At 66.1% G+C, this 20,468-nt stretch carries 18 protein-coding genes; 6 read left to right on the forward strand and 12 right to left on the reverse strand.

Annotated elements, in window-relative coordinates:
- Positions 1-37 precede the first annotated feature (37 nt).
- The 4 genes from mutL to ACWPW1_RS20485 form a co-directional block, all read right to left on the reverse strand.
- Entirely contained in the window at positions 38-1,936 is a 1,899-nt protein-coding gene (gene mutL, locus ACWPW1_RS20470; protein WP_454253855.1) for a DNA mismatch repair endonuclease MutL, read from the reverse strand.
- Positions 1,929-3,359, reverse strand: coding sequence for an N-acetylmuramoyl-L-alanine amidase (locus ACWPW1_RS20475; protein WP_271653213.1), 1,431 nt, complete (start codon positions 3,357-3,359; stop codon positions 1,929-1,931). Before ACWPW1_RS20475 ends, mutL begins: the two co-directional genes overlap by 8 nt.
- A gap of 178 nt (positions 3,360-3,537) precedes the next feature.
- Complete coding sequence (gene tsaE, locus ACWPW1_RS20480; protein ID WP_059316395.1) at positions 3,538-3,999, reverse strand: tRNA (adenosine(37)-N6)-threonylcarbamoyltransferase complex ATPase subunit type 1 TsaE; 462 nt, start codon at positions 3,997-3,999, stop codon at positions 3,538-3,540.
- Positions 3,987-5,474, reverse strand: a complete 1,488-nt coding sequence (locus ACWPW1_RS20485) for an NAD(P)H-hydrate dehydratase (RefSeq protein WP_454253856.1) — start codon at positions 5,472-5,474, stop codon at positions 3,987-3,989. Before ACWPW1_RS20485 ends, tsaE begins: the two co-directional genes overlap by 13 nt.
- A 61-nt stretch (positions 5,475-5,535) precedes the next feature.
- On the opposite strand from ACWPW1_RS20485, the gene queG reads away from it, so the two are divergent.
- A complete protein-coding gene (queG, locus tag ACWPW1_RS20490; protein ID WP_454253857.1) occupies positions 5,536-6,600 on the forward strand; it encodes a tRNA epoxyqueuosine(34) reductase QueG in 1,065 nt (354 codons plus the stop codon).
- A gap of 16 nt (positions 6,601-6,616) precedes the next feature.
- On the opposite strand, the gene ACWPW1_RS20495 is transcribed toward queG, so the two are convergent.
- From ACWPW1_RS20495 to ACWPW1_RS20515, 5 genes are all read right to left on the reverse strand, one after another.
- Positions 6,617-7,303, reverse strand: coding sequence for a DUF2931 family protein (locus ACWPW1_RS20495; protein WP_454253858.1), 687 nt, complete (start codon positions 7,301-7,303; stop codon positions 6,617-6,619).
- On the reverse strand, positions 7,300-9,171 hold the full coding sequence (locus ACWPW1_RS20500) for a PAAR domain-containing protein (protein WP_454253859.1): 1,872 nt from the start codon (positions 9,169-9,171) through the stop codon (positions 7,300-7,302). The genes ACWPW1_RS20495 and ACWPW1_RS20500 overlap by 4 nt, the downstream gene beginning before the upstream one ends.
- 97 nt (positions 9,172-9,268) lie before the next feature.
- On the reverse strand, positions 9,269-9,883 hold the full coding sequence (locus tag ACWPW1_RS20505) for a trimeric intracellular cation channel family protein (protein ID WP_059316956.1): 615 nt from the start codon (positions 9,881-9,883) through the stop codon (positions 9,269-9,271).
- Positions 9,884-9,899: 16 nt separating this feature from the next.
- Positions 9,900-10,448 carry an oligoribonuclease gene (gene orn, locus ACWPW1_RS20510; RefSeq protein ID WP_059316402.1) on the reverse strand — a complete coding sequence of 183 codons (549 nt, stop codon included), beginning with the start codon at positions 10,446-10,448 and terminating at the stop codon, positions 9,900-9,902.
- Between the two features lie 50 nt (positions 10,449-10,498).
- A complete protein-coding gene (locus ACWPW1_RS20515) occupies positions 10,499-11,269 on the reverse strand; it encodes a class I SAM-dependent methyltransferase (protein ID WP_059316403.1) in 771 nt (256 codons plus the stop codon).
- A 94-nt stretch (positions 11,270-11,363) separates the two neighbouring features.
- On the opposite strand from ACWPW1_RS20515, the gene rsgA reads away from it, so the two are divergent.
- A complete protein-coding gene (gene rsgA, locus ACWPW1_RS20520) occupies positions 11,364-12,386 on the forward strand; it encodes a small ribosomal subunit biogenesis GTPase RsgA (RefSeq protein WP_271653222.1) in 1,023 nt (340 codons plus the stop codon).
- A 45-nt stretch (positions 12,387-12,431) separates the two neighbouring features.
- On the opposite strand, the gene ACWPW1_RS20525 is transcribed toward rsgA, so the two are convergent.
- The 3 genes from ACWPW1_RS20525 to motA form a co-directional block, all read right to left on the reverse strand.
- Complete coding sequence (locus ACWPW1_RS20525) at positions 12,432-13,031, reverse strand: nitroreductase family protein (RefSeq protein ID WP_454253860.1); 600 nt, start codon at positions 13,029-13,031, stop codon at positions 12,432-12,434.
- A 163-nt stretch (positions 13,032-13,194) separates the two neighbouring features.
- Complete coding sequence (locus ACWPW1_RS20530) at positions 13,195-14,358, reverse strand: flagellar motor protein MotB (protein WP_059316406.1); 1,164 nt, start codon at positions 14,356-14,358, stop codon at positions 13,195-13,197.
- A complete protein-coding gene (gene motA, locus ACWPW1_RS20535; RefSeq protein WP_059316407.1) occupies positions 14,358-15,209 on the reverse strand; it encodes a flagellar motor stator protein MotA in 852 nt (283 codons plus the stop codon). The genes ACWPW1_RS20530 and motA overlap by 1 nt, the downstream gene beginning before the upstream one ends.
- Before the next feature lie 117 nt (positions 15,210-15,326).
- Between motA and ACWPW1_RS20540 the strand changes: the two genes are divergently transcribed.
- The 4 genes from ACWPW1_RS20540 to ACWPW1_RS20555 are packed head-to-tail and all read left to right on the forward strand — an operon-like array spanning position 15,327 to position 20,466.
- The gene (locus ACWPW1_RS20540) at positions 15,327-16,844 is read left to right on the forward strand and encodes an HDOD domain-containing protein (protein WP_323149697.1); all 1,518 of its coding nucleotides are present in this window, start codon (positions 15,327-15,329) and stop codon (positions 16,842-16,844) included.
- Positions 16,845-16,900: 56 nt separating this feature from the next.
- Entirely contained in the window at positions 16,901-17,713 is an 813-nt protein-coding gene (locus ACWPW1_RS20545; RefSeq protein ID WP_454253861.1) for a rhodanese-like domain-containing protein, read from the forward strand.
- Positions 17,714-17,729: 16 nt separating this feature from the next.
- The gene (gene asd / locus ACWPW1_RS20550) at positions 17,730-18,638 is read left to right on the forward strand and encodes an archaetidylserine decarboxylase (protein ID WP_454253862.1); all 909 of its coding nucleotides are present in this window, start codon (positions 17,730-17,732) and stop codon (positions 18,636-18,638) included.
- Between the two features lie 43 nt (positions 18,639-18,681).
- Positions 18,682-20,466, forward strand: coding sequence for a molecular chaperone (locus ACWPW1_RS20555; RefSeq protein WP_454253863.1), 1,785 nt, complete (start codon positions 18,682-18,684; stop codon positions 20,464-20,466).
- Positions 20,467-20,468: the final 2 nt, after the last annotated feature.

Below are 20,468 nucleotides of genomic sequence, written 5' to 3' on the forward strand. Positions count from 1 at the left end.
AGTCTCGAAGGGCGCCGCGCAGCACGCAGCGGAGCGGTCAACGGCCGCGCAGGAAGAGTTTGTCCAGATCGTCCAGGCTGAGCTGGGCCCAGGTGGGACGGCCGTGGTTGCATTGGCCGCTGCGCTCGGTGGTTTCCATGTCACGCAGCAAGGCATTCATCTCCGGCAGGGTCAGCCGGCGGTTGGCGCGCACCGAGCCGTGGCAGGCCATGGTGCCGAGCAATTCGTTGAGGTGCGCCTGGATACGATCGCTGGTGCCATAGTCGAGCAGATCGGCGAGTACATCCTGCACCAGCCGCGCGGCCTGGGCCTGCTTGAGCAGCGCGGGGATCTGGCGGATGGCCAGGGTTTCGGGGCCCAGGCGCTGCAGTTCGAAGCCGAGGCGCTCGAACCACTGGCCGTGCTCTTCGGCGCAGTCGGCCTCGCGCTCGCTGACCGCCAGGGATTCCGGCACCAGCAGCGGCTGGCCGCGCAGGCCTTCGCTGGCCATGGCTACCTTAAGGCGCTCGTAGGTGATGCGCTCGTGGGCGGCGTGCATGTCCACCAGGATCAGGCCCTGGGCGTTCTCGGCCAGGATGTAGATGCCCTTGAGCTGGGCCAGGGCATAGCCCAGCGGTGGAACGTCGCCCTGCTCTGCCGGCAGGGACGCAGCCTCGGCACCCTCTGGCAGCGGCGCGAAAAAGGCCTTGTAGGCGCTCTGCACCTCGGCCACCGGCGCGCCCGCATAGGGCTGCGGGGTGGGCGCGTAATGCGCGGCGCCACCCGATCCGCCACCATTGGCGAAAGGCTGGGCAGGTGGCGCAGGACTGTCGTGCAAGACGGCGGCGGCCAGGCGCATCTCGCCTTGGGGACCGAATTCACCGGCGGCCGGACCACTCAGGGGCGCCGGCGCCGTGGGCGCCACCACGGCGAGCTGGTCGTCCGGGCGGATGTCGCCCAGGGCGCGGTGCAGGGTGCCGTAGAGGAAGTCGTGCACCTGGCGACTGTCGCGGAAGCGCACCTCGTGCTTGGTGGGATGGACATTGACGTCCACCGTCGCCGGATCCACTTCGAGGAACAGCACGAAGGCCGGGTGACGACCGTTGTAGAGAACATCGCGATAGGCCTGGCGCACCGCATGGGCGACCAGCTTGTCGCGCACCATGCGGCCATTGACGTAGAAGTACTGCAGATCCGCCTGACTGCGGGAGAAGGTCGGCAGACCGACCCAGCCCCAGAGGCGCAGGCCGTTGCGCTCGTGCTCCAGCGGCAGGGCCTGTTCGAGAAAGGCTGGGCTGCAGACCGCGCCGACCCGGCGGCCCTGGCTCTGCGGATCGCCGGCCGGATGCAAGGCCAGCACGCTCTTGCCGTTGTGTCTCAGATGAAAACCCACGTCGAAGCGCGCCAGCGCCAGGCGCCGCACCACTTCCTGCAGGTGATCGAATTCGGTCTTCTCGGCGCGCAGGAATTTGCGTCGCGCCGGAGTGTTGAAGAAGAGGTCGCGCACCTCCACCGAGGTGCCTTGGGGATGGGCGGCGGGTTGTACCCGCGGCTGCATCTCGCGGCCTTCGGTCTCCACCTGCCAGGCCTGGTCCTCGCCCCGGTAGCGCGAGGTCAGGGTGAGGCGCGAGACCGAGCTGACCGAGGCCAGGGCTTCGCCGCGAAAGCCCAGGCTGGTGACACTTTCCAGTTCGTCCAGGTGGTAGATCTTGCTGGTGGCGTGGCGCGCCAGGGCCAGCGGCAGGTCGTCCGCCGGGATGCCATGGCCGTCGTCGCGGATACGCAGCAGCTTGACCCCGCCCTGCTCCACTTCGATATCGATGCGCCGAGCACCCGCGTCCAGGCTGTTCTCCAGCAACTCCTTGGCCACCGAGGCAGGCCGTTCGACCACCTCGCCGGCAGCGATCTGGTTGGACAGCCGCGGGCTGAGCAGCTGGATGCGCCGGGGTTCAGTCATTGCTGGCCGCCAGTTCGTGGGTGGGGATGGTCAGGACCTGGCCGGAGCGGATGCGGTCGCCCTTGAGCCGATTGGCGGCGCGCAGGGTACTCAGATCGACATCATAGCGGCGTGCGATCAGGCTCAGGCTCTCGCCGGGCTGTACGCGATGCTGGTCGATGCCGCGCACGATGCCGACCTTGCCGCCCCGCTGCTCGCGCTGCCAAGCCAGGTAGGTACCTGGCGGCGGGCGGTGCTGGAAGTACTGCACGATACCGGCTTGGATCTGCCGGGCAAGCAGCCCCTGGTGCGCGGGACTGGCCAGCTTGGCCGACTCGCTGGCATTGGTGATGAAGCCGGTCTCCACCAGGATCGAGGGGATATCCGGCGACTTCAGCACCATGAAGCCGGCCTGCTCCACCCGCGAATGCAAGAGCTTGGTGGCGCGCCCGACCTGACCAAGGATGGTCTGGCCGACCTCCAGGCTGGAGGCCACGGTGGCGGTCATGGACAGGTCCATGAGCACCCCGGCAAGCATCGGATCCTTGTTGTCCAGGGCATCGGACACCCCACCGACCTGGTCGGAGCGGTTTTCCGCATCGGCCAGCCAGCGCGCGGCCTCGGAAGTGGCTCCACGCTGGGACAGGGCGAAGACGGTGACACCCTCGGCGCTGGCGCTGGGCGCCGAGTCGGCATGGATGGAAATAAACAGGTCGGCGCCCTTCTTGCGAGCGATGACCTGCCGCTGCCGCAGCGGAATGAAGTAGTCGCTGGTGCGGGTCAGCTCGGCACGGAAACCCTTCTGCCGGTTGAGGTTGGCCTGCAGCTGCTTGGCAATGGCCAGCACCACGTTCTTCTCGTAGAGCCGGCCGCGACCTATGGCGCCCGGGTCTTCGCCGCCGTGGCCGGGATCAATGACCACCACCACGTCGCGCTTGCCACTGGGACTGGCCGGCAGGCGCGTCGCCGGCTGGGCCGGGGTGACCGGGGTGGCTGGCAGATTGGGCGTGACGGTCGCGGGAATGTCGCTGGTGGCCGGATCGGTGCCCTGGTCGTAGAGGTCGACCACCAGGCGATTGCCGTATTCCTTGTTGGGCGCCAGGGTAAAGCTCTTGGGCGTCAGGGCGCCCTTGGTGTCCAGCACCAGGCGCACCTCGCCAGGGGAGCGCTGGGCCGCCCGCAGCCCGGTGACCGGGGTGTTGCGCAGGGGCTTTTCGTTCAAGCCACCGTCGAGCTGCGCGCCGGACAGGTCGATGACGATGCGGTCCGGGGCACTGAGGGTGAAGACACTGGCCTTGACCGGACCGGTCAGGTCGAACACCAGACGGGTATTGTCAGGCGCGCGCCAGACGCGCATGCCTTTGATCTGGGTGGCGGCCAGCAGCTGACTACTGAGGATCAACAACAACAGGCCGAGTCCCGACCTGAAAAAACGCTTGCGCATGCCTGCGACCGTATAGCTGGAGAACGAGGATCGGCGCCTAAGGCGTGTTTGAAAAGTCGCCGAGCGAAGGTCAGCCAAGAAAAAAATCAGTGAAGAAGCGGAGTTTACGAAGAGTAAATGAGCATTCCGAACTGATTTTCAACACCGCCTGACCGAGCGCAGGCCTTTTTAGACAAGCCTAGGGCGCGAGGGCGGCGCACCAGGCCTCACCGTGAGCCCCCTGGCTAACCAGGCGCAGATCACGACCGTCGGCGCGTGGCGTAATGGTAATGTCCAGGTCCGGCTTTGGCAAAACGCCCTGGCCGCGCTCGGGCCATTCCACCAGGCACAAGGCCTCGGGTGTGAAGTAGTCGCGAATCCCCATGAACTCCAGTTCTTCCGGATCGGCCAGGCGATACAGATCGAAGTGATAGACCGCGCCGCTGGTCAGCTCATAGGGCTCGACCAGGGTGAAAGTGGGGCTCTTGACCGCTCCGGCATGGCCGAGGCCACGCAGGATGCCGCGCGACAGCGTGGTCTTGCCGGCACCCAGGTCGCCGTGCAGATAGAGCACACCACGACCGCCGCTGGCCTGGGCCAGGCGGGCACCCAGGGCATACATGGCGTCTTCGTCGGCGGCGTGCAGGGTCAGTTCAGGCATGGCTGGAGTTCCTCGAGCAACTGGCGGGCGACCGGGGGCAGATCGCTGGCAGCGAGACCGCGGCCCTGGCGACCCAGCTCGGCACCGGCACGACCGTGCAGCCAGGCGCCCAGGCAGGCGGCCTCGAAGGGGGGCAGCCCCTGCCCCAGCAGGGCGGCGATGATACCGGTGAGAATGTCCCCCAGGCCACCGGTAGCCATCGCCGGATGGCCTTCGCCGCACAGCGCCATGCGCCCATCCGGATGGGCGATCAGGGTGCCGAAGCCCTTGAGCAGTGCCACGCCGCCGTAGCGACGAGCCAGTTCGCGGGCGCTGCCGGGACGATCGGCTTCGATGTCCTTGATCGAGACATCCAGCAGCCGCGCCGCCTCGCCCGGATGGGGTGTCATCACCCAGGGGCCGCGCGGGGACTCGACCACCCCGGCGGCCAGCAGATTGAGGGCATCGGCGTCCCAGACCTGGGCGACGTCCAGCGTCGCGGCCGCACTGGCCAGCGCCTTGCCCCAGGCGCCCTGCCCCAGGCCCGGGCCGACGGCAAGCACATCGGCCTTCTTGGCTAGCTCCAGCACAGCGAAACTGGAATGCACCCCGGCGACCATGACTTCTGGGCGCCGCGCCAGAACCGCGGTGACGTTGCATGGCCGGGTCGCCAGGCTGAGCATGCCCGCGCCGCAGCGTAGCGCCGCCTCGCTGGTCATGATGGCCGCACCCCCGGTGCCTTCATCGCCGCCAATCACCAGCAGATGGCCGTATTGCCCCTTGTGCGCATTGAGCGGTCGCGCCGCCAGCTGCGGCAGGTTACCGGGCGCCAGACGCTGTGCGGTAGCGTGGGCGGGATTCTGCGGTTCTTCGATCAAGGGTTCGAACACCAGGCTGCCGACGTGATCCGGCCCCTTGCCGGTGAACAGTCCGAGCTTGAGACCGATGAAGGTGATGGTCAGGTCGGCTCGCACCAGGGCACCCGCCGCGGCACCGGTGTCGGCATCCAGTCCGGAGGGAAGGTCGATGGCCACCACCGGCAATTCGCTGGCGTTGATCCGTTCGATGGCGCCGGCATAGGGCTCGCGCGCCGCGCCCTTGAGGCCGGTCCCCAGCAGGGCATCGACCACCACGCCGTCCAGCGGTGCGTCCGCGCGCCAGGGCTGGATGTCCACCCCGGCAGCCAGGGCCTCGGCATGGGCCAGGGCGGCATCGCCCTTGAGCCCGGCTGGCTCGGCCAGGTACCAGACGCGTGCCTGCCACCCGGCCTTGCGCGCCAGGCTGGCGACCAGATAGCCGTCACCGGCATTATTGCCGCCGCCCGCCAGTACGCAGAGCGCGCCGGCGTGAGGCCAGCCATGGCGCAGCGAGCGCCAGGCCGCGGCAGCCGCGCGGCGCATCAATTCGAGACCGGGCAGCCCGCCGGCGATCAGTTGGGCATCGAGATCCCGCACCTGCTGGGCGCTGTAGAGCTGGAACGGCAATTCGTCGTGCATGCTGGGAAAGCCTCCGGAGTCTGGCAAAATAGGCGGCCCTCTTGCCTGCGCGTTCCCTTCGATGTCCGCTGTCGCCCTCGATCTCGCCGCCCTGGCCGACCTCATCAAAGCATGGGGTCGGGAACTGGGCTTTCAGCAGACCGGCATCGCCGGGCTGGACCTGGCACGTCACGAGGAATATCTGGAGCGCTGGCTGGCCGCCGGTTTCCACGGCGAGATGGACTATATGGCCGCGCACGGCAGCAAACGTTCGCGACCGGCCGAGCTGGTCCCGGGGACCCTGAGGGTCGTGTCCCTGCGCATGGACTACCTTCCCGGCGACACCCGCATGAGCGAGCGTCTGGCCGACGGCGCTGCGGCCTACATCTCGCGCTACGCCCTGGGCCGCGATTACCACAAGCTGATCCGCAAGCGCCTGCAGCAGCTGGCCGAGCGTATCCAGGGGGAGATCGGTCCCTTCGGCTATCGCGCCTTCGTCGACAGCGCGCCGGTGCTGGAAAAGGCCATCGCCGAACAGGCCGGCCTGGGCTGGATTGGCAAGAACACCCTGGTGCTCAATCGCAAGGCCGGCAGCTGGTTCTTTCTGGGCGAACTCTTCGTCGACGTGCCCCTGCCGGTCGACGAGCCCACCCCGCGCGACCACTGCGGCACCTGCCACGCCTGCCTGGACATCTGCCCGACCCAAGCCTTCGTCGGCCCCTATCAGCTCGACGCCCGGCGCTGCATCTCCTACCTGACGATCGAGTTCAAGGGCTCCATCCCGCTGGAGCTGCGGCCACTGATCGGCAATCGGGTGTTTGGCTGCGACGACTGTCAGCTGGTCTGCCCCTGGAATCGCTTCGCCAAGCCCACCGCCGAAGGCGACTTCAAGCCACGCCACAGCCTGGACAGCGCCAGCCTGGCCGAGCTCTTTCGCTGGACCGAAGCCGAATTCCTCAGTCGCACCGAAGGCTCGCCGCTACGCCGCGCCGGCTACGAGCGCTGGCTGCGTAACCTGGCCGTGGGCCTGGGCAATGCGCCGACCAGCATCCCGGTGCTGGAAGCCCTGAAGCTGCAGCGCGAGCATCCCTCTCCCCTGGTGCGTGAGCACGTGGAATGGGCGCTGCAGCGGCACGGCGAGGCCTGAGCGGCAGGCTAGACGTTCAGGGCCCTACCGTGGTGTAGGGGATCGGTGCCCACCAGCTGCCGTAGGGGACGCCGTACTTGTCGACATAGCTTTTGACCACCGGCGACAGCGGCCGGTACTTGCCGTTGGATTTGCCGCCATAGGGCCCCTTGGGCTCGATCTCGGCTTGGAGGGTCAGGACTTCGATGGGATCCAGGCACGGCCCCATGATCCAGACCTTGACCACCCCGCCGGGCGCCAGGCCGATGGTGAGGTCCTTGCGGTAATCCGAAGTGCGACCACTGACGGGGCATTCGGCTGGCAAGCGTTCGAGCATTTTCTTCCGCGCCCAGGCGGGAATGGCGAATACCGTCTGATAGGTCAGGGGCTCAACCAAGGATTGCCAGCGTACAGCGACCATGTAAGGCAGATCCAAACCGGTCATGTAGCGGCCTTTGCCCGATCCGATTCTTTTAGGCCACCCTTTGGCGGTAGCCGACAGACTTGCTGGCTGTCCCATGGCAACCACCCCGCCCATGGCATTGGGAAAAAAGCGGCCATCAATGTCACTGAAATTGGCTAACTCCAACCAGACCTCCATGTAATTGGGTGCCAGGAAGCCCAGGTACCAGGCGTCATAGGGCAGCTTGGGTTTGGACGCGGCGTTGATTTGGCACCCAGCCAGGCCGAGCGTGAGGATAAGGCACAGCAGCCAGCGGCTCATTCGGGATAGCCTGCTTGAGGACGATTGGGATAGACGTTGCGCCGACCAGTAGCCGTGGGAGCGTTGACGAAGAATATGCCTAGGTCGCTGAGGTCTTTACCCAGTAGCGCGTTCCAGTGAGCAGAAAGATGTACATAGTGACCGAACAGCAGGCGAGCCTCGGCCTTGTCAATATGGAGCGGAGCACCTTGGGCGTTGGCTTGCAGCTTGGTAGCGATCCCCTTTAACTCATATGGCAGGCGTAATTCAGGATCAGCTTCATCAATGGCCGCTAAGAGCACTCCGTTGGCAACAGCCATGCGATGCATTACGCGCAGGTAAACTAGAGACAGCTCCCCGCGCACCTGACGCTCCAGGCGGACTGCAGAAATAACCTCGGTTTCCGGTAGTTCGCTGCGGATACGTGGCAAGTTATTGCGCCAGGTATCGATCCTTAGGGTTGCGCAACCTGGATCAAACCAGGGCTCTCGTTGAAGTTGCGTCAGCTCAAGCTGGGCTTGGTGATAGCTCCAGGCCGCATGGCTATCGGTGCCATAGCGCTCACGTGAGACGCGCGGTCGGGTTAACAACAAGCGCTCGGTCATCTCAGGCGCATAGCCCCCACCTAGGTCAGCATGGGCGCCAGGGAGGGCTATCTCTTGATGCTGCGGTGCGACACTGGTAAGGGCGAAGTTACGACGGTACTCATCACGAGCGACTAGGTGCACCACCTTGCCTGCGCACCCTGCCGGGAGATAGAGGTTGACGCCGGGGTTGGCGATATCAGTCGGGGTAAAGTCGCCGCGCCTTGGATCAGCCACAGCAGTCACGGTGTCGAACAAGCCGATGAAGTTGAGCTTTACCTTGGCGCCTTGCCACGAAAAGCACTTAGCCAACCCCATCGCGGCAATACCGCCGCTGGTCTTGAGCACCTCGTTAGCGAAGTGCCGTGCGGCTGCGGCGCCTCGACTAAAGCCAAAGAGATCAAACTCGACCGATTCGACAATGACCTCGGGATTGATGCGTTTGAACTGATCGTAGCGCTCACCGAACGCAGCTGGAAAATTCTGAACGCACCCCAGCACACCACTGGCCCCCATGCCCGTCCCCATGGAGAAAGCGCTATCAGGTTGTCCGGCTCGAGTGCCGATACCTTCGATATAGACCGGAATAGCCGCTGACCTTTCATCTTGCTCAACGGCGCGCTGGGTATCGTCTTGGTAGAGCCGATACAATCGCACGATATTCGTATCAGCATTGGCGTAACTGCTATCGGGGTCGAGCATAAATTTCTTGCAGTACCGGGCGATGCTCTCCGCCTGGTCCTGGCGAAAGCCCTGCTCTTCCGCCCGGCAGGCGGCGCCGATGGTGGCGTTGAATTGGTTGTTGCCGGTGCCGTCGAAGAAGACGCCGATGCGCAGGGTGATGCGCTGTTCTAGCGGACGTTCCGCCTGTTCGCTGACTTCGTCCCTGGCGACGGGTGCGCCTTCCGGATGTTTGGCAGGCCCCTCGATACCCTGTCGCTCCCGGTCGCGCAGCGCCGAAGGCTTGCCCTGCCCCGGTGCCAGGCCGGTAGTGCCTGCACGGCTCGCGCAGGCAACCTTGGCCGCACCACCCGCATCCAGGCCGATGATGACGCTGCCCGAGCCGCCAATCACCACGCCGCCATGGCTGGTAATGCTGCCGAGCACCGCCGCCGGTTGGCCGTTGATGAGTACGTTGGAGATGACCGCAGCACTCAGGGCCGCGCCACAGCTACAGGCGTGGCCGAGGGTCGCGGCCGGCAGGCCATCGAAAGAGACATCGGAGGAGCCCTGAACCAGGGCGGTGGCCCCACATTTGGGGCAGGCGACGGCGTCGCCCAGGCGCGCAGCAGGTTTTCCAGACATGACCGATCTCCCTATCGGTAACTGGGCGCCTGAAAATGCCGCACAAAAGGCTCTAGGACAAGGGTTTTAGCGAAGCGTAGCGCAATCTGCCACAGCCCTAGCCGTGGGGGTCGTCCGGATAACTGAAGGTCGGCATCTGCCAATTGAATCTTAGCGCCAAGAGGCGTAGCAGCAGGCCCGCGCCGAGGGTGATGAGCAGCGCCTGCTCCTCACTCAGCCATTGACGGCAAAGCAGATAGCAACCGGCGGACAGCACCGCCACGCTGGCATAGAGCTCGCGCCTGAGGATCAGGGGCACGTCGTTGCAGAGGATGTCGCGCAGGATGCCGCCGCAGGTGCCGGTGAGGGTACCGCTGACGATGACGATGGCCGGACTCAGGCCCATCTCCAGGGCCACCTGACAGCCGATCACGGTAAAGGCCACCAGGCCCAGGGCGTCGAGTACCAGGAACAGTCGGCGCAAATAGCGCATGACCCGGGCGATGGCGACGGTGGCCAGGCCCGCACCGACGGTGAGCGCCAGATACTCCGGGTGCTTCACCCAGCCGAGCGGATAGTGCCCCAGCAGGACATCGCGCACCGAGCCGCCGCCCAGGGCGGTGACGCTGGCGATCAGCGCCACACCGAACAGGTCCATGCCGCGGCGACCGGCGGACAGGGCGCCGGTCATGGCCTCGGCGGTGATGGCGATCAGATAGAGGATGGACAGCAGCACGGCTGCGCGGCCATTAGACCTTGATGAAGTGCTCGCGGTAGTGCCGCAGTTCGGCGATGGAATCGCGGATGTCATCCAGCGCCAGGTGACTGCCGCTTTTCTTCACGCCGTCACGCACATGGGGCGCCCAGCGCGCGGCCAGCTCCTTGAGGGTGGAGACGTCCAGGTTGCGGTAGTGGAAGTAGGCTTCCAGCTCCGGCATGCGGCGATAGAGAAAGCGACGATCCTGGCAGATGCTGTTGCCGCAGATCGGGGATTTGCCCTTGGGCACCCACTGCTGCAGGAATTCCAGGGTCAGGGCCTCGGCCTGGGCGGTATCGACGGTGCTCTCGCGCACCCGCTGGGTCAGCCCCGAACCACCGTGCTGACGGGTGTTCCACTCGTCCATGCCGGCCAGAATCTCGTCCGACTGATGGATGGCCAGCACCGGCCCCTCGGCCAGCACATTGAGATCGCTGTCGGTGACGATGGTGGCCATCTCGATGATCACGTCCCGATCCGGATCCAGGCCGGTCATTTCCAGGTCGATCCAGATCAGGTGCTGCGGATTGGGGGTGGTCATGGTGAACTCCTTGATGATGGCACCAGTGTAGCAGCGCGCCTGCCGCGCACCTACCGGCGCCAGAGCAGCAGCCGGCTGCCGCGCAGATCGCCTACTTCCAGCACCCTGTCCGCTGGCTGGCCGGGTATCTCGAAGGTGTTGCTGATCAGCCAGCTGCCGGCCCGCTGCTCCGTGCGAGCCTTGTCGCCCAGGCGCGGCATGGGCGCCGGGGAGAGAAAGCAGTAGACGACGTCGAACTCGCCCAGCTCCACCCGCCAGAGATCGCGATAGCGCACCTGACAGTTGCGCCGCGGCAGGCAGCGCAGCCAGGCCAGGGCGAAGCTAAGCGGCGCCGTCTCCACGCCAACGAAGGTGGCCTGCGGAAAGCGCCGTGACAGGTCGACCAGGGTGTCGCCCAGGCCGCAGCCGAGGTCGACGAAGCGAAAGGTCGGCTCGCGCTCGGCGAGCAGTTCGGCCAGCCGCTCGCGGGTCTGGCGTCCGGTGAGATAGAGCGGCACCCGCTCGCGCAGGCTGTTCCAGTTCAGCAACAGCAGCAGCAGGAAGCCGAGCGCGGCGATACCCGCCGACAGGCCGCGACCACTGACCAGGTAGAGCGCCGGAGCGAACAGCAGATTGATGAAGACCCACCAGCGCGCCAGGCCCAGGCGCTCGCCCAGCAGCGCCGCCAGCACCGCCTGCAGGCATACCAGCAGCAGCAGCGACGGCCGCTGGCCGGTGAAGCCGGCCCACAGTCGGATACCGACGACCGCCAGCACCAAGGCGGCCAGTTGCACCAGCACGGCCAGCAACAGGGGATAGCGCGAGGCGAGATGGGCCAGCATGGGGGCTCCAGAGCGACGAGGTGTGCCAAGTTTAGGTAATCCGCGAGAGGCGGCCAATGCTAGACTCCTCGACCCTGAAACCTGCGGACTTCCCATGGCCAAACGCCACCTGACCCGTCGCCAGAGCTGGCGGATCGAAAAAATCCAGACTGAACGCGCTGCTCGCGCGGAAAAGCGCGAATCCAAGCTGGTCGACGAACTGGAAGGCGGCGATCTGGGCCCGGAACAACAGGGCCAGGTGATCGCCCACTTCGGCGTTCAGGTGGAGGTCGAAGATGGCGAAGGTCGGCTGCAGCGCTGCCACCTGCGCGCCAACCTGCCGACTCTCGTCACGGGCGACCAGGTGGTGTTTCGCGCCGGCATCCAGGGCAATGGCGTCATCGTCGCCCAGTTGCCGCGCCGTTCGGAGATCTGCCGGCCGGACATGCGCGGTCAGCTCAAGCCGGTGGCGGCCAACGTCGACCGCCTGGTGATCGTCTTCGCCCCGCTGCCCACGCCCCACGCCAATCTCATCGACCGCTACCTGGTGGCCGCCGAGCATGCCGGCATCCAGCCGCTGCTGCTGCTCAACAAGGCCGACCTGATCGACGAGCACAACGGCGCGGCGTTGGACGACCTGCTGGGCATCTACCGCGAGCTGGACTATCCGCTGCTGGAGGTGTCGGCCCACAACGGCCTGAGCATGGACCAGCTCAAGAGCGCCCTGGATGAGCACGTCAGTGTCTTCGTCGGCCAATCCGGCGTGGGCAAGTCGTCGCTGGTGAACGCCCTGCTGCCGGGCGTCGATACGCGCGTCGGGCCGCTGTCCGAGCTGACCAACAAGGGTACCCACACCACCACCACCGCCCGGCTCTTCCACTTCCCCGATGGCGGCGACCTGATCGATTCGCCCGGCATCCGCGAATTCGGCCTCAGCCACGTCAGCCGCGACGACGTCGAGGCTGGCTTCAAGGAATTCGGCGACTACCTGGGCCACTGCCGCTTTCGCGACTGCAAGCACGAGCGCGAACCCGGCTGCGCCCTGCTCGCCGCCCTGGAACGCGGTGATATCCATCCGCAGCGAATGGCCAGTTACCGGCATATCCTGGCTAGCCTGGAAGGCGAATCGCGCTACTGACGAAAACGCCGGGCAAGCCCGGCGTTTTTTATCGATCGACGACTATCAGCCAAAGACGCGGAAACGCTCGGCATCGTCCATGAAGCCCTTCTCGGGGAAGTCGCCTTCGTTGGAGCCGAAGGGCATCTGGGCGCGCAGGTGCCAGGTGTCGGGCAATTGCCACTCGGCAGCGGTCAGGGCGTCGGGCAGCGGATTGTAGTGCTGCAGGCTGGCACCGATGCCGGCATTGGCCAGGGCGGTCCACACCGAGAACTGGGCGATGCCGCTGGCCTGCTCCGACCAGATGGGGAAGTTGTCGGCATAGGCGGGATACTTGTCCTGCAGGCCGGCAACGACATGCCGATCCTCGTAGAACAGCACGGTGCCGGCGCCGGCCGAGAAGCTGTTGATCTTGCCTTCGGTAGCGGCGAAGGCGTCGGCCGGCACGATCTGCCGCAGCGCCTGCATGACGAAGCCCCAGAACTTGTCGCTCTCGGCGCCGAACAGGATCACCGCCCGCGAGCTCTGCGAGTTGAAGGCGGACGGCGACAGCTTGACCGCGTCCTGGATCAGCGCGGTGACCTGATCCTGGGCCAGCGGCAGGTTCTTGCCCAGCGCGTATTGGCTACGGCGGCGCTTGATGGTGTCGATAAAGGCGTTGCTCATCGGGAGGCTCCTGCAAGGGAATCGGAGATCGAGAGACCGCGCGCCAAGGCGCAAGGTGCCCGATCCAGCATGAAACCCCTGCAGCATAACGACCCATCCAGGCCGCAACGGACGAAAAAACCGAACGCTAGCAGCGAATTTTCCTATCGATCGGGGCCGCCGCTCAGGGCTTGCCCTGGATGACGCCGGCATCGAAGGCATTGACCTGCTGCTTGAAAGCCGCGTTATTGATAGGTTGGGCCAGGTTGCCGGTGGCGGAAACGCCGCCACTGGAGACTCCGCTCCGACTGGCGGCTGGCGCTGAGCCGGCCGCGGGCTTGGGTGCCTGATTGCCCCCAGCCCGTCCTTCGATGGCCTGTTGCGCCTTCTTGGTCAGCACGATGATGTCGATGCGGCGGTTGACCGGATTGAGCGGATGCTCGCGATCGAAGGGTGCCGAAGAGGCATAGCCGACGATCCGCGCCACCTGGTCTTCCGGATAGCCGCCCGCGATTAGTGCCCGCCGCGCTGCGTTAGCCCGGCCGGCGGACAGCTCCCAGTTGCTGAAATCGCCCTTGCCGTTGTAGCGCGCCGCATCGGTATGGCCGCTGATGCTGATCTTGTTCGGGACCTGGCGAATGGTGTCGGCCATGGCCAGCAGGATGTCCTCGAAGTAGGACTTCAGCCGCGGACTGCCGGAGTCGAACATCGGCCGGTTGTCGGCGTCGACGATCTGGATGCGCAGGCCATCCTGGGTGATCTCCAGCAGGATCTGGTCCTTGAACTTCTGCAGCTCAGGATTCTGCTCGATCTTGTTCTGCAACTCCTGCAGCAGCAGCTCCAGGCGCTCCTTCTCGACCTGCTCGGCGAGTTTTTCCGCCTGGCTCGGATCCATCTTCGCCTGGTTGGCAGCATCCTTCTGCTGCTGCGCGGCGTCGTTGGGCTGGCGCTTGTCGGACGGATCGAGCGCCTGGGTGGGGTCGGGCTCGACGCGATTGGACTCGTTGGGATCGGCACGCTCCTGCATGTCCGGATTGACCTTGTTCTGGGTCGAATCCGGTTGCGCCTGGATCTCGGGGTTCAGGGTGCGATCGGGCGCCGGGGTCGGGGTACCGCCCAGGTCGATGACATAGGGACTGGCGCTCTCGGTAAAGCCGATCGGGTCCTGGAAGTAGCCGGCGATGGCCTTCTTCTGCTCGGGGGTGGCCGAGGACATCAGCCAGAGCACCAGGAAGAACGCCATCATGGCGGTCGCGAAGTCGGCAAAGGCGATCTTCCAGGCGCCACCGTGGTGACCGGCGGCACTCTTCTTGATGCGCTTGACGATGATCGGCTGGTTGTTGTCCATCAGCTGCCCCGCATCGCCTGCTCGAGTTCACTGAAGGACGGCCGGTGCGCCGGGAACAGCACCTTGCGACCGAATTCCACGGCGACGGTGGGCGGCATGCCGCTGGCGGCGGCCACCAGGCAGGCCTTGATGGCCTCCAGTACGTTGAGTTCTTCCTTGGCGTCGTGCTCCAGGCAGGTCGCCAGCGGGCCGAAGAAGCCGTAGGCCGCGAGAATGCCGAGGAAGGTACCTACCAGCGCCGCGCCCACGTGGCCCCCGATGGCCGCCTGGTCACCCTCGCCAAGCATGCCCATGGTGATCACGATGCCCAGTACCGCGGCCACGATACCGAAGCCGGGCAGGCCGTCGGCGAGGCGGGACACGGCGTGGGAGGGATGTTCCAGATCCTCCTTGATGCCCGCCAGCTCCATGTCGAACAGGCCTTCCAGCTCGTGGGGCGCCATGTTGCCGGAGGACATCAGCCGCAGGTAGTCGGCGATGTAGGCAGTCATCCGCTCGTCCTTGAGGATGTTCGGAAACTTGCTGAAGATCGGACTGGCCTTGGGATCCTCGACGTCCGCCTCGATGGACATCATGCCCTCGCGCCGGCTCTTGTTGAGGATTTCGTAGAGCAGCTTGAGCACGTCCATGTAGAAGGCGTGGGTGAAGCGATTGCCGAACATTTTCAGCGACTTCTTGAACACCTGCATGAAGGTGCTGCCGGGGTTGGCCTGCAGAAAGGCCCCCAGGGCGGCACCGCCGATGATCAGGACCTCGAGCGGCTGGATGATCGCGGCGATCTTGCCATGCGCGAGGATGTAGCCGCCGAGGACAGCCGCGAATATCACGATGATGCCGATGATTTTTGCCATGGTTGGGAATACTGTGTGCTAAGGAAAATTGAGCCGGGGATTCACCCTCACGCCCCCTTTATCGGACCCGGCGCCCCGGACTGAAGGCCTTTCATCAAATTTCGAGGCGACCGTAGTATGTCCAGCCGCCCAAACACCGTCGAAGACTGGGTCAAACATCTGGAAGGCGTGCGCCTGCCGGTGGCGACCGCCACCGCGGAGCGCCTGCGCCGCAGCCTGGCCGATGGCCGTCTGGCGCTGCATGAAATCGCCGAGCGTCTCTGCGAATCACCGCCACTGGCGCTGGCCCTGCTGCGCGAGGCCAATCGCGGCCATGCCAGCCTTGGCGATCCCGCGGCCAGCCTCGAAGCCGTGCTCGGCCGCGTCGGCCTGGGCCCGGCGGAATACCTGATCGCTCGCCAGCCCACCCTGTCCGAGGAGCGCCTGCCGCGGCCGCTGCGGCAGCTGTGCCTGGTGAGCCAGCACGCCATGACGCTGGGAATGGGCCTGTTCGGCGTACCCCTGGCGCGGCTGTGGCCGGACATCCGCCTGGCCGCCCTGCTTTTCCTGGCGCCGCTCTGGCCGCTGGTGACCCGCTACCCCGAACTCTTCGAGGAGTGGGAACGCCGGGTGCTGGGCGAAGGCGAACCGGCGCCGAAGGTCGAGCGCGAGCTGCTGGGCGTACCGGCGATTCGCCTGTGCCAGGCGCTGGCCCGTCACTGGCAGTTGCCCGACTGGATCGTGGAAGGCTACCGCCTGCTGGACGAGGATCGTCGCCAGCTGGTGAGGGCACTGCATATCGCCCATGACGAGGATCCCCTGCAGCACCAGCAGCGACTCGACGAGGATCCCAATCTACGGCGCTGGCTGACCCATCCAGGCAACACCATCCTTCTCGCCAATGGTCTGGCCCTGGCGAGCCACCACGCCTGGGACGGTGCCCATACCCTGCGCTGGCAACGCTTTAGCGCCCTTTATCTCCAGCTGCCCCTGGCGCGGGTGCAGAGTCGCAGCCACGAACTCGCGGTGCAGGACGCCCGGCGCCATGCCCGGCCTGGTCTCTGGCATCCCGCCGAAGGGCTGCTCTGGCCACCGGGCGAGCGCCGCCTGCGACCGGTGCCCAAGGTGCAGGTCGCAGGCGAAAGCCAGGCGCAACGCTGGCGTGGCCTCTGCGAACAACTGCTGCACACCCCCAGTGCCTTCGCCACCCTGCCGCAACTGTTCGATTGCGCCCGCCAGGCCCTGGTGGCCTGCGGCCTGCCTCGGCTGCTGCTGCTGACCCCGGATCGCAATGGCCAGAAGGGCAATGTCCAGTTGCATCACGGCCTGGACGACGCCCCCGGCCTGCAACTGGATATCGCCAGCCATCCCCTGCTGGCCAAGCTGTTTGGCAGCCCCGGCCAGCTGCGCATCGACGCCGGCAATCGCACGCGGTTCGCCCCGCACCTGCCGGCCGATCTGCGCCGGTTGTTCAGCAATGAGCGGCTTTGGCTGCGCAGCCTGGGTTTTGGCGAACGGGTGGTACTGCTGGCGATCCTGGACAGCGAACTGGAGCCGGCGGACCCGCGGCGAACCGCCGCGCTGGACAAGACCTTCACCTGCATCGAGCGCGCCATCGCCACCTTTGCCAATCGTTCCAGGGTGCGACCGACCTGACGCTGGCCGGTCAACCTCGGTACACTTCACCTTTGCTACGGACCGACGGGAAATCTGTGATGCCCTTTTCCGCCCTGCCCCTGGTGATCGAGCCGACCGATCTCGCGGCGCGCCTGGATGCGCCCGAACTCATCCTGGTGGATCTCAGCAGCGCCGCCCACTATGCCGAGGGGCATCTGCCCGGCGCGCGCCATGTCGCGCCCGCCCGCACCCAGCTGGGCACCAAGCCGGCGCCCGGCCTGCTGCCCGCCCAGGCTGACCTGGAACAGCTGTTCGGCGAACTGGGCCAGCGCCCCGAAGCCGTCTATGTGGTCTATGACGATGAAGGCGGTGGCTGGGCCGGACGTTTCATCTGGCTGCTCGACGTCATCGGTCACGGTCACTATCACTACCTCAACGGCGGTCGCCAGGGCTGGATCGCCGCCGGCCTGCCGCTGAGCACCGATATCCCTGCCCCGGTCGGCAGCCCGGTCCCCCTGACCCTGCACGAGGAGCCCACCGCCAGTCGCGCCTACCTGCAGAGCCGGCTCGGCGCCGAGGACCTGGCGATCTGGGACGCCCGCGGCGCCGACGAGTATCGCGGCGAGAAGGTGCTGACCGCCCGTGGCGGGCATATCCCCGGGGCGATCAACTTCGAGTGGACCGCCGGCATGGACGCTGCGCGCCAGTTGCGCATCCGTGAGGACCTGGCCGCCGAACTGGAGCGCCTGGGCATCACTCGCGACAAGGAAGTCATTACCCACTGCCAGACCCATCACCGATCCGGCTTCACCTATCTCGCGGCCAAGGCCCTGGGCTATCCGCGTGTCAAAGCCTATGCCGGCTCCTGGGGCGAATGGGGCAACCACCCCGACACGCCCATCGAATGACTGCCAAGGACCTCTCATGAAACTGCAAGACCGACTGTTCATCCTGGCCCAGCACCTGCTGCCGCACCACCTGCTGTCGCGGGTGGTCGGCGGTTTCGCCGAGTGCCGCGCGCCCTGGTTCAAGAACCTGCTGACCCGCTGGTTCGTCCGTCACTACGACGTGGACATGCGCCAGGCGCAGGTGGAAGACCCGACCGCCTACGAGAACTTCAACGCCTTCTTCACCCGTGCCCTCAAGCCCGGTGCCCGCCCGCTGCCAGCCGAGCCCGGCGTGGTGGTCAGCCCCAGCGACGGCGCCATCAGCCAGCTCGGTCGCATCGAGCATGGCCGCATCTTCCAGGCCAAGGGGCACAGCTACAGCTTGCTGGAGCTGCTAGGCGGCGACGGCCTACGCGCCGCGCCCTTCATGGGCGGTCATTTCGCCACCATCTATCTGTCGCCCAAGGACTACCACCGGGTGCACATGCCGCTCACCGGCACTCTGAAGGAGATGGTCTATGTGCCCGGACGCATCTTCTCGGTCAATCAGCTCACCGCCGAGAACGTGCCCGAGCTGTTCGCCCGCAACGAGCGGGTGGTCTGCATCTTTGACACCGCCGTGGGCCCCATGGCGGTCATCCTGGTCGGCGCCATGATCGTCGCCAGCATCGAGACGGTCTGGGCCGGTCTGGTCACCCCGCCCAAGCGTGAACTCAAGCGTTTCGCCTACGACGAAGCGGCTCGTGCGCCCATCACCCTGCGCACGGGCGACGAGTTGGGTCGCTTCAAACTGGGCTCCACCGCCATCGTGCTGTTCGGTCCGGAGGCGGTGAATTGGTCCGCTGAACTCGGCGCGCTGTCTACCGTCAACATGGGGCAACTTTTGGGGGTTCCGACCACGCCCGCCCCCTTGACCACCGTTTCCGAGCCAAGGCCTCTAGCCTAGATGCGCGGTTTATTGCCCATCGAAACAGGAGTGCGTGCGGCGAATGGATAGCAAGAGGCCACAGCTCATGTTGCGGGTACCCACGCCCGATCAGCGCAGCCTGACGTTCTGTGACGCCACGCCGGCCGGCCTCAAGCGCTGGCTGGAACAGTTACCACGGGCCAAGCTGGGCGAGTTCGCCCGCCTGCTCTATCAGGGCTTGCTCGAACTCAACCGGCTGATCCTGACGCCAGAGGCCCGCCTGCGCCTGCTCGAGGCCTTGCGCCCGGACGTGCAGCGGGTCTGCCAGCTGCTCGAGCGCCATGTGCTGAACCAGGCCATCGTGCTCGACGAACGCTCGCGCAAGGTGGCCAATCTCTGCCAGGCGCTGCAGAACCTGCTGGCTGCCGGCTACAAGCTGATCGTGGTCGAGGAAAGCGAGCGTGGCGAACGCAGCGCCCTGCTCGCCATGGCCATCCAGCGTGCCCTGCGGGCGCTGCTCGGGCCCCTGATCCGCGCCGCGCAGCTCTATACGCCGGTCCACGACAACCTCTGGCTGGAGCTGCATCAGCTCTATCGGCTGGCCGTGACCACCGGCCTGCACAATCAGAAGGTTCGCGATGAGCTGCTGCCCGGCGACGGCAGCCAGACCATCACCCAGGCCTATTGCGCCGCCCTGCTGTTCGGCGCGGCGCGTTGCAACCAGCTGCGCCAGAGCCACATCGCCCAGTTGACGCTTCACCTGGACGACTGGGCCAATCTGGTCCGCCTGCAGGCCCCCGAGCAGAACGGCACCCTGATGGTGGTGGCGCCACAGATCGACGCCCCGCCGCGCTATCGCTCGCTGCTACGCGAAGCCAATCTCAGCGGCCTGCTGGGCCTGGCGCCGCAACAACTGGTCCAGGCCATCGAAGACTACCTCGCCCTGGCCCCGGAACAACGGCCGCGTGCCCGACTGCCGGTGCACGGCGATCTGTCCCTGGACCTGCTGCAACACCTGGTGGGCGCCTGGGGCCAGGAGGCGGATCGCGCCTTCCAACGCATGCCCGGTCAGGGCCAGGTGCAGGTCTGCATCGGCATGAGCGCCCTGCACTACCAGCTCGCGGGTGGCCAGGTGTTCGCCGACACCCTGCGGCTGTCCGCCGTGGCGGCGCCGGAAACCTTCGCACCCAAGCCCAAGGAAGACGTCTGGTCGCAGGCCTTCGATGCCGCCCCCCGCGCACCGGACGCCCTGGACTGGGATGCCGAGAACCTGGAAGAAATCCACTACGACGTCCTGCCGGGCGAAGGCGAGACGGCCAGCCCGGCCTTTCCGATCCATGCGGTGCAGGTGGTCAACCACAGTCCGGGCGGCTATTGCCTTAGCTGGAGCGGCGAAGTACCTGAGCAGCTGCAGGCGGGCGAGCTGCTTGGCGTGCGCCTGCCCGACGATCACAACTGGGGCCCGGCAGTGGTGCGCTGGGTACGCCAGGTGCCGGGCAGTGGTACCCATATGGGTGTCGAACTGCTGGCGCCTACCGCACGCCCCTGCGGGCTGCAACTGTTGCGCAAGGCCGAGCAGAACAGCCAGTACCTGCGGGCGCTGCTGCTGCCCGAGATCAAGGCCATCGACCAGGCGCCGACATTGATCGCGCCGCGCCTGCCCTTCCAGGAAGGCAGCAAGGTGCAGATCAATCAGCAGGGCAACGAGCAGCGCGGCATGCTCGACCGGCGCCGCAGCATGACCGTCAGCTTCAGCGTCTTCGAATACCACCTGCTGGAGCAGAGCAACGCCCAGGCCAATGGCGGTAGCTCTGGCGGCGGCATGCGCCAGGAAGAAGACTTTGACTCGTTGTGGAAGTCTCTGTAGCT

This window comes from Pseudomonas sp. Marseille-Q7302 (assembly GCF_965111925.1).

Bases quoted from the DNA above. Each gene is read 5' to 3' on its own strand.
- mutL (WP_454253855.1), bottom strand. From the start codon at position 1,936: ATGACTGAACCCCGGCGCATCCAGCTGCTCAGCCCGCGGCTGTCCAAC.
- ACWPW1_RS20475 (WP_271653213.1), bottom strand. From the start codon at position 3,359: ATGCGCAAGCGTTTTTTCAGGTCGGGACTCGGCCTGTTGTTGTTGATC.
- tsaE (WP_059316395.1), bottom strand. From the start codon at position 3,999: ATGCCTGAACTGACCCTGCACGCCGCCGACGAAGACGCCATGTATGCC.
- ACWPW1_RS20485 (WP_454253856.1), bottom strand. From the start codon at position 5,474: ATGCACGACGAATTGCCGTTCCAGCTCTACAGCGCCCAGCAGGTGCGG.
- queG (WP_454253857.1), top strand. From the start codon at position 5,536: ATGTCCGCTGTCGCCCTCGATCTCGCCGCCCTGGCCGACCTCATCAAA.
- ACWPW1_RS20495 (WP_454253858.1), bottom strand. From the start codon at position 7,303: ATGAGCCGCTGGCTGCTGTGCCTTATCCTCACGCTCGGCCTGGCTGGG.
- ACWPW1_RS20500 (WP_454253859.1), bottom strand. From the start codon at position 9,171: ATGTCTGGAAAACCTGCTGCGCGCCTGGGCGACGCCGTCGCCTGCCCC.
- orn (WP_059316402.1), bottom strand. From the start codon at position 10,448: ATGACCACCCCCAATCCGCAGCACCTGATCTGGATCGACCTGGAAATG.
- ACWPW1_RS20515 (WP_059316403.1), bottom strand. From the start codon at position 11,269: ATGCTGGCCCATCTCGCCTCGCGCTATCCCCTGTTGCTGGCCGTGCTG.
- rsgA (WP_271653222.1), top strand. From the start codon at position 11,364: ATGGCCAAACGCCACCTGACCCGTCGCCAGAGCTGGCGGATCGAAAAA.
- ACWPW1_RS20525 (WP_454253860.1), bottom strand. From the start codon at position 13,031: ATGAGCAACGCCTTTATCGACACCATCAAGCGCCGCCGTAGCCAATAC.
- ACWPW1_RS20530 (WP_059316406.1), bottom strand. From the start codon at position 14,358: ATGGACAACAACCAGCCGATCATCGTCAAGCGCATCAAGAAGAGTGCC.
- motA (WP_059316407.1), bottom strand. From the start codon at position 15,209: ATGGCAAAAATCATCGGCATCATCGTGATATTCGCGGCTGTCCTCGGC.
- ACWPW1_RS20540 (WP_323149697.1), top strand. From the start codon at position 15,327: ATGTCCAGCCGCCCAAACACCGTCGAAGACTGGGTCAAACATCTGGAA.
- asd (WP_454253862.1), top strand. From the start codon at position 17,730: ATGAAACTGCAAGACCGACTGTTCATCCTGGCCCAGCACCTGCTGCCG.
- ACWPW1_RS20555 (WP_454253863.1), top strand. From the start codon at position 18,682: ATGGATAGCAAGAGGCCACAGCTCATGTTGCGGGTACCCACGCCCGAT.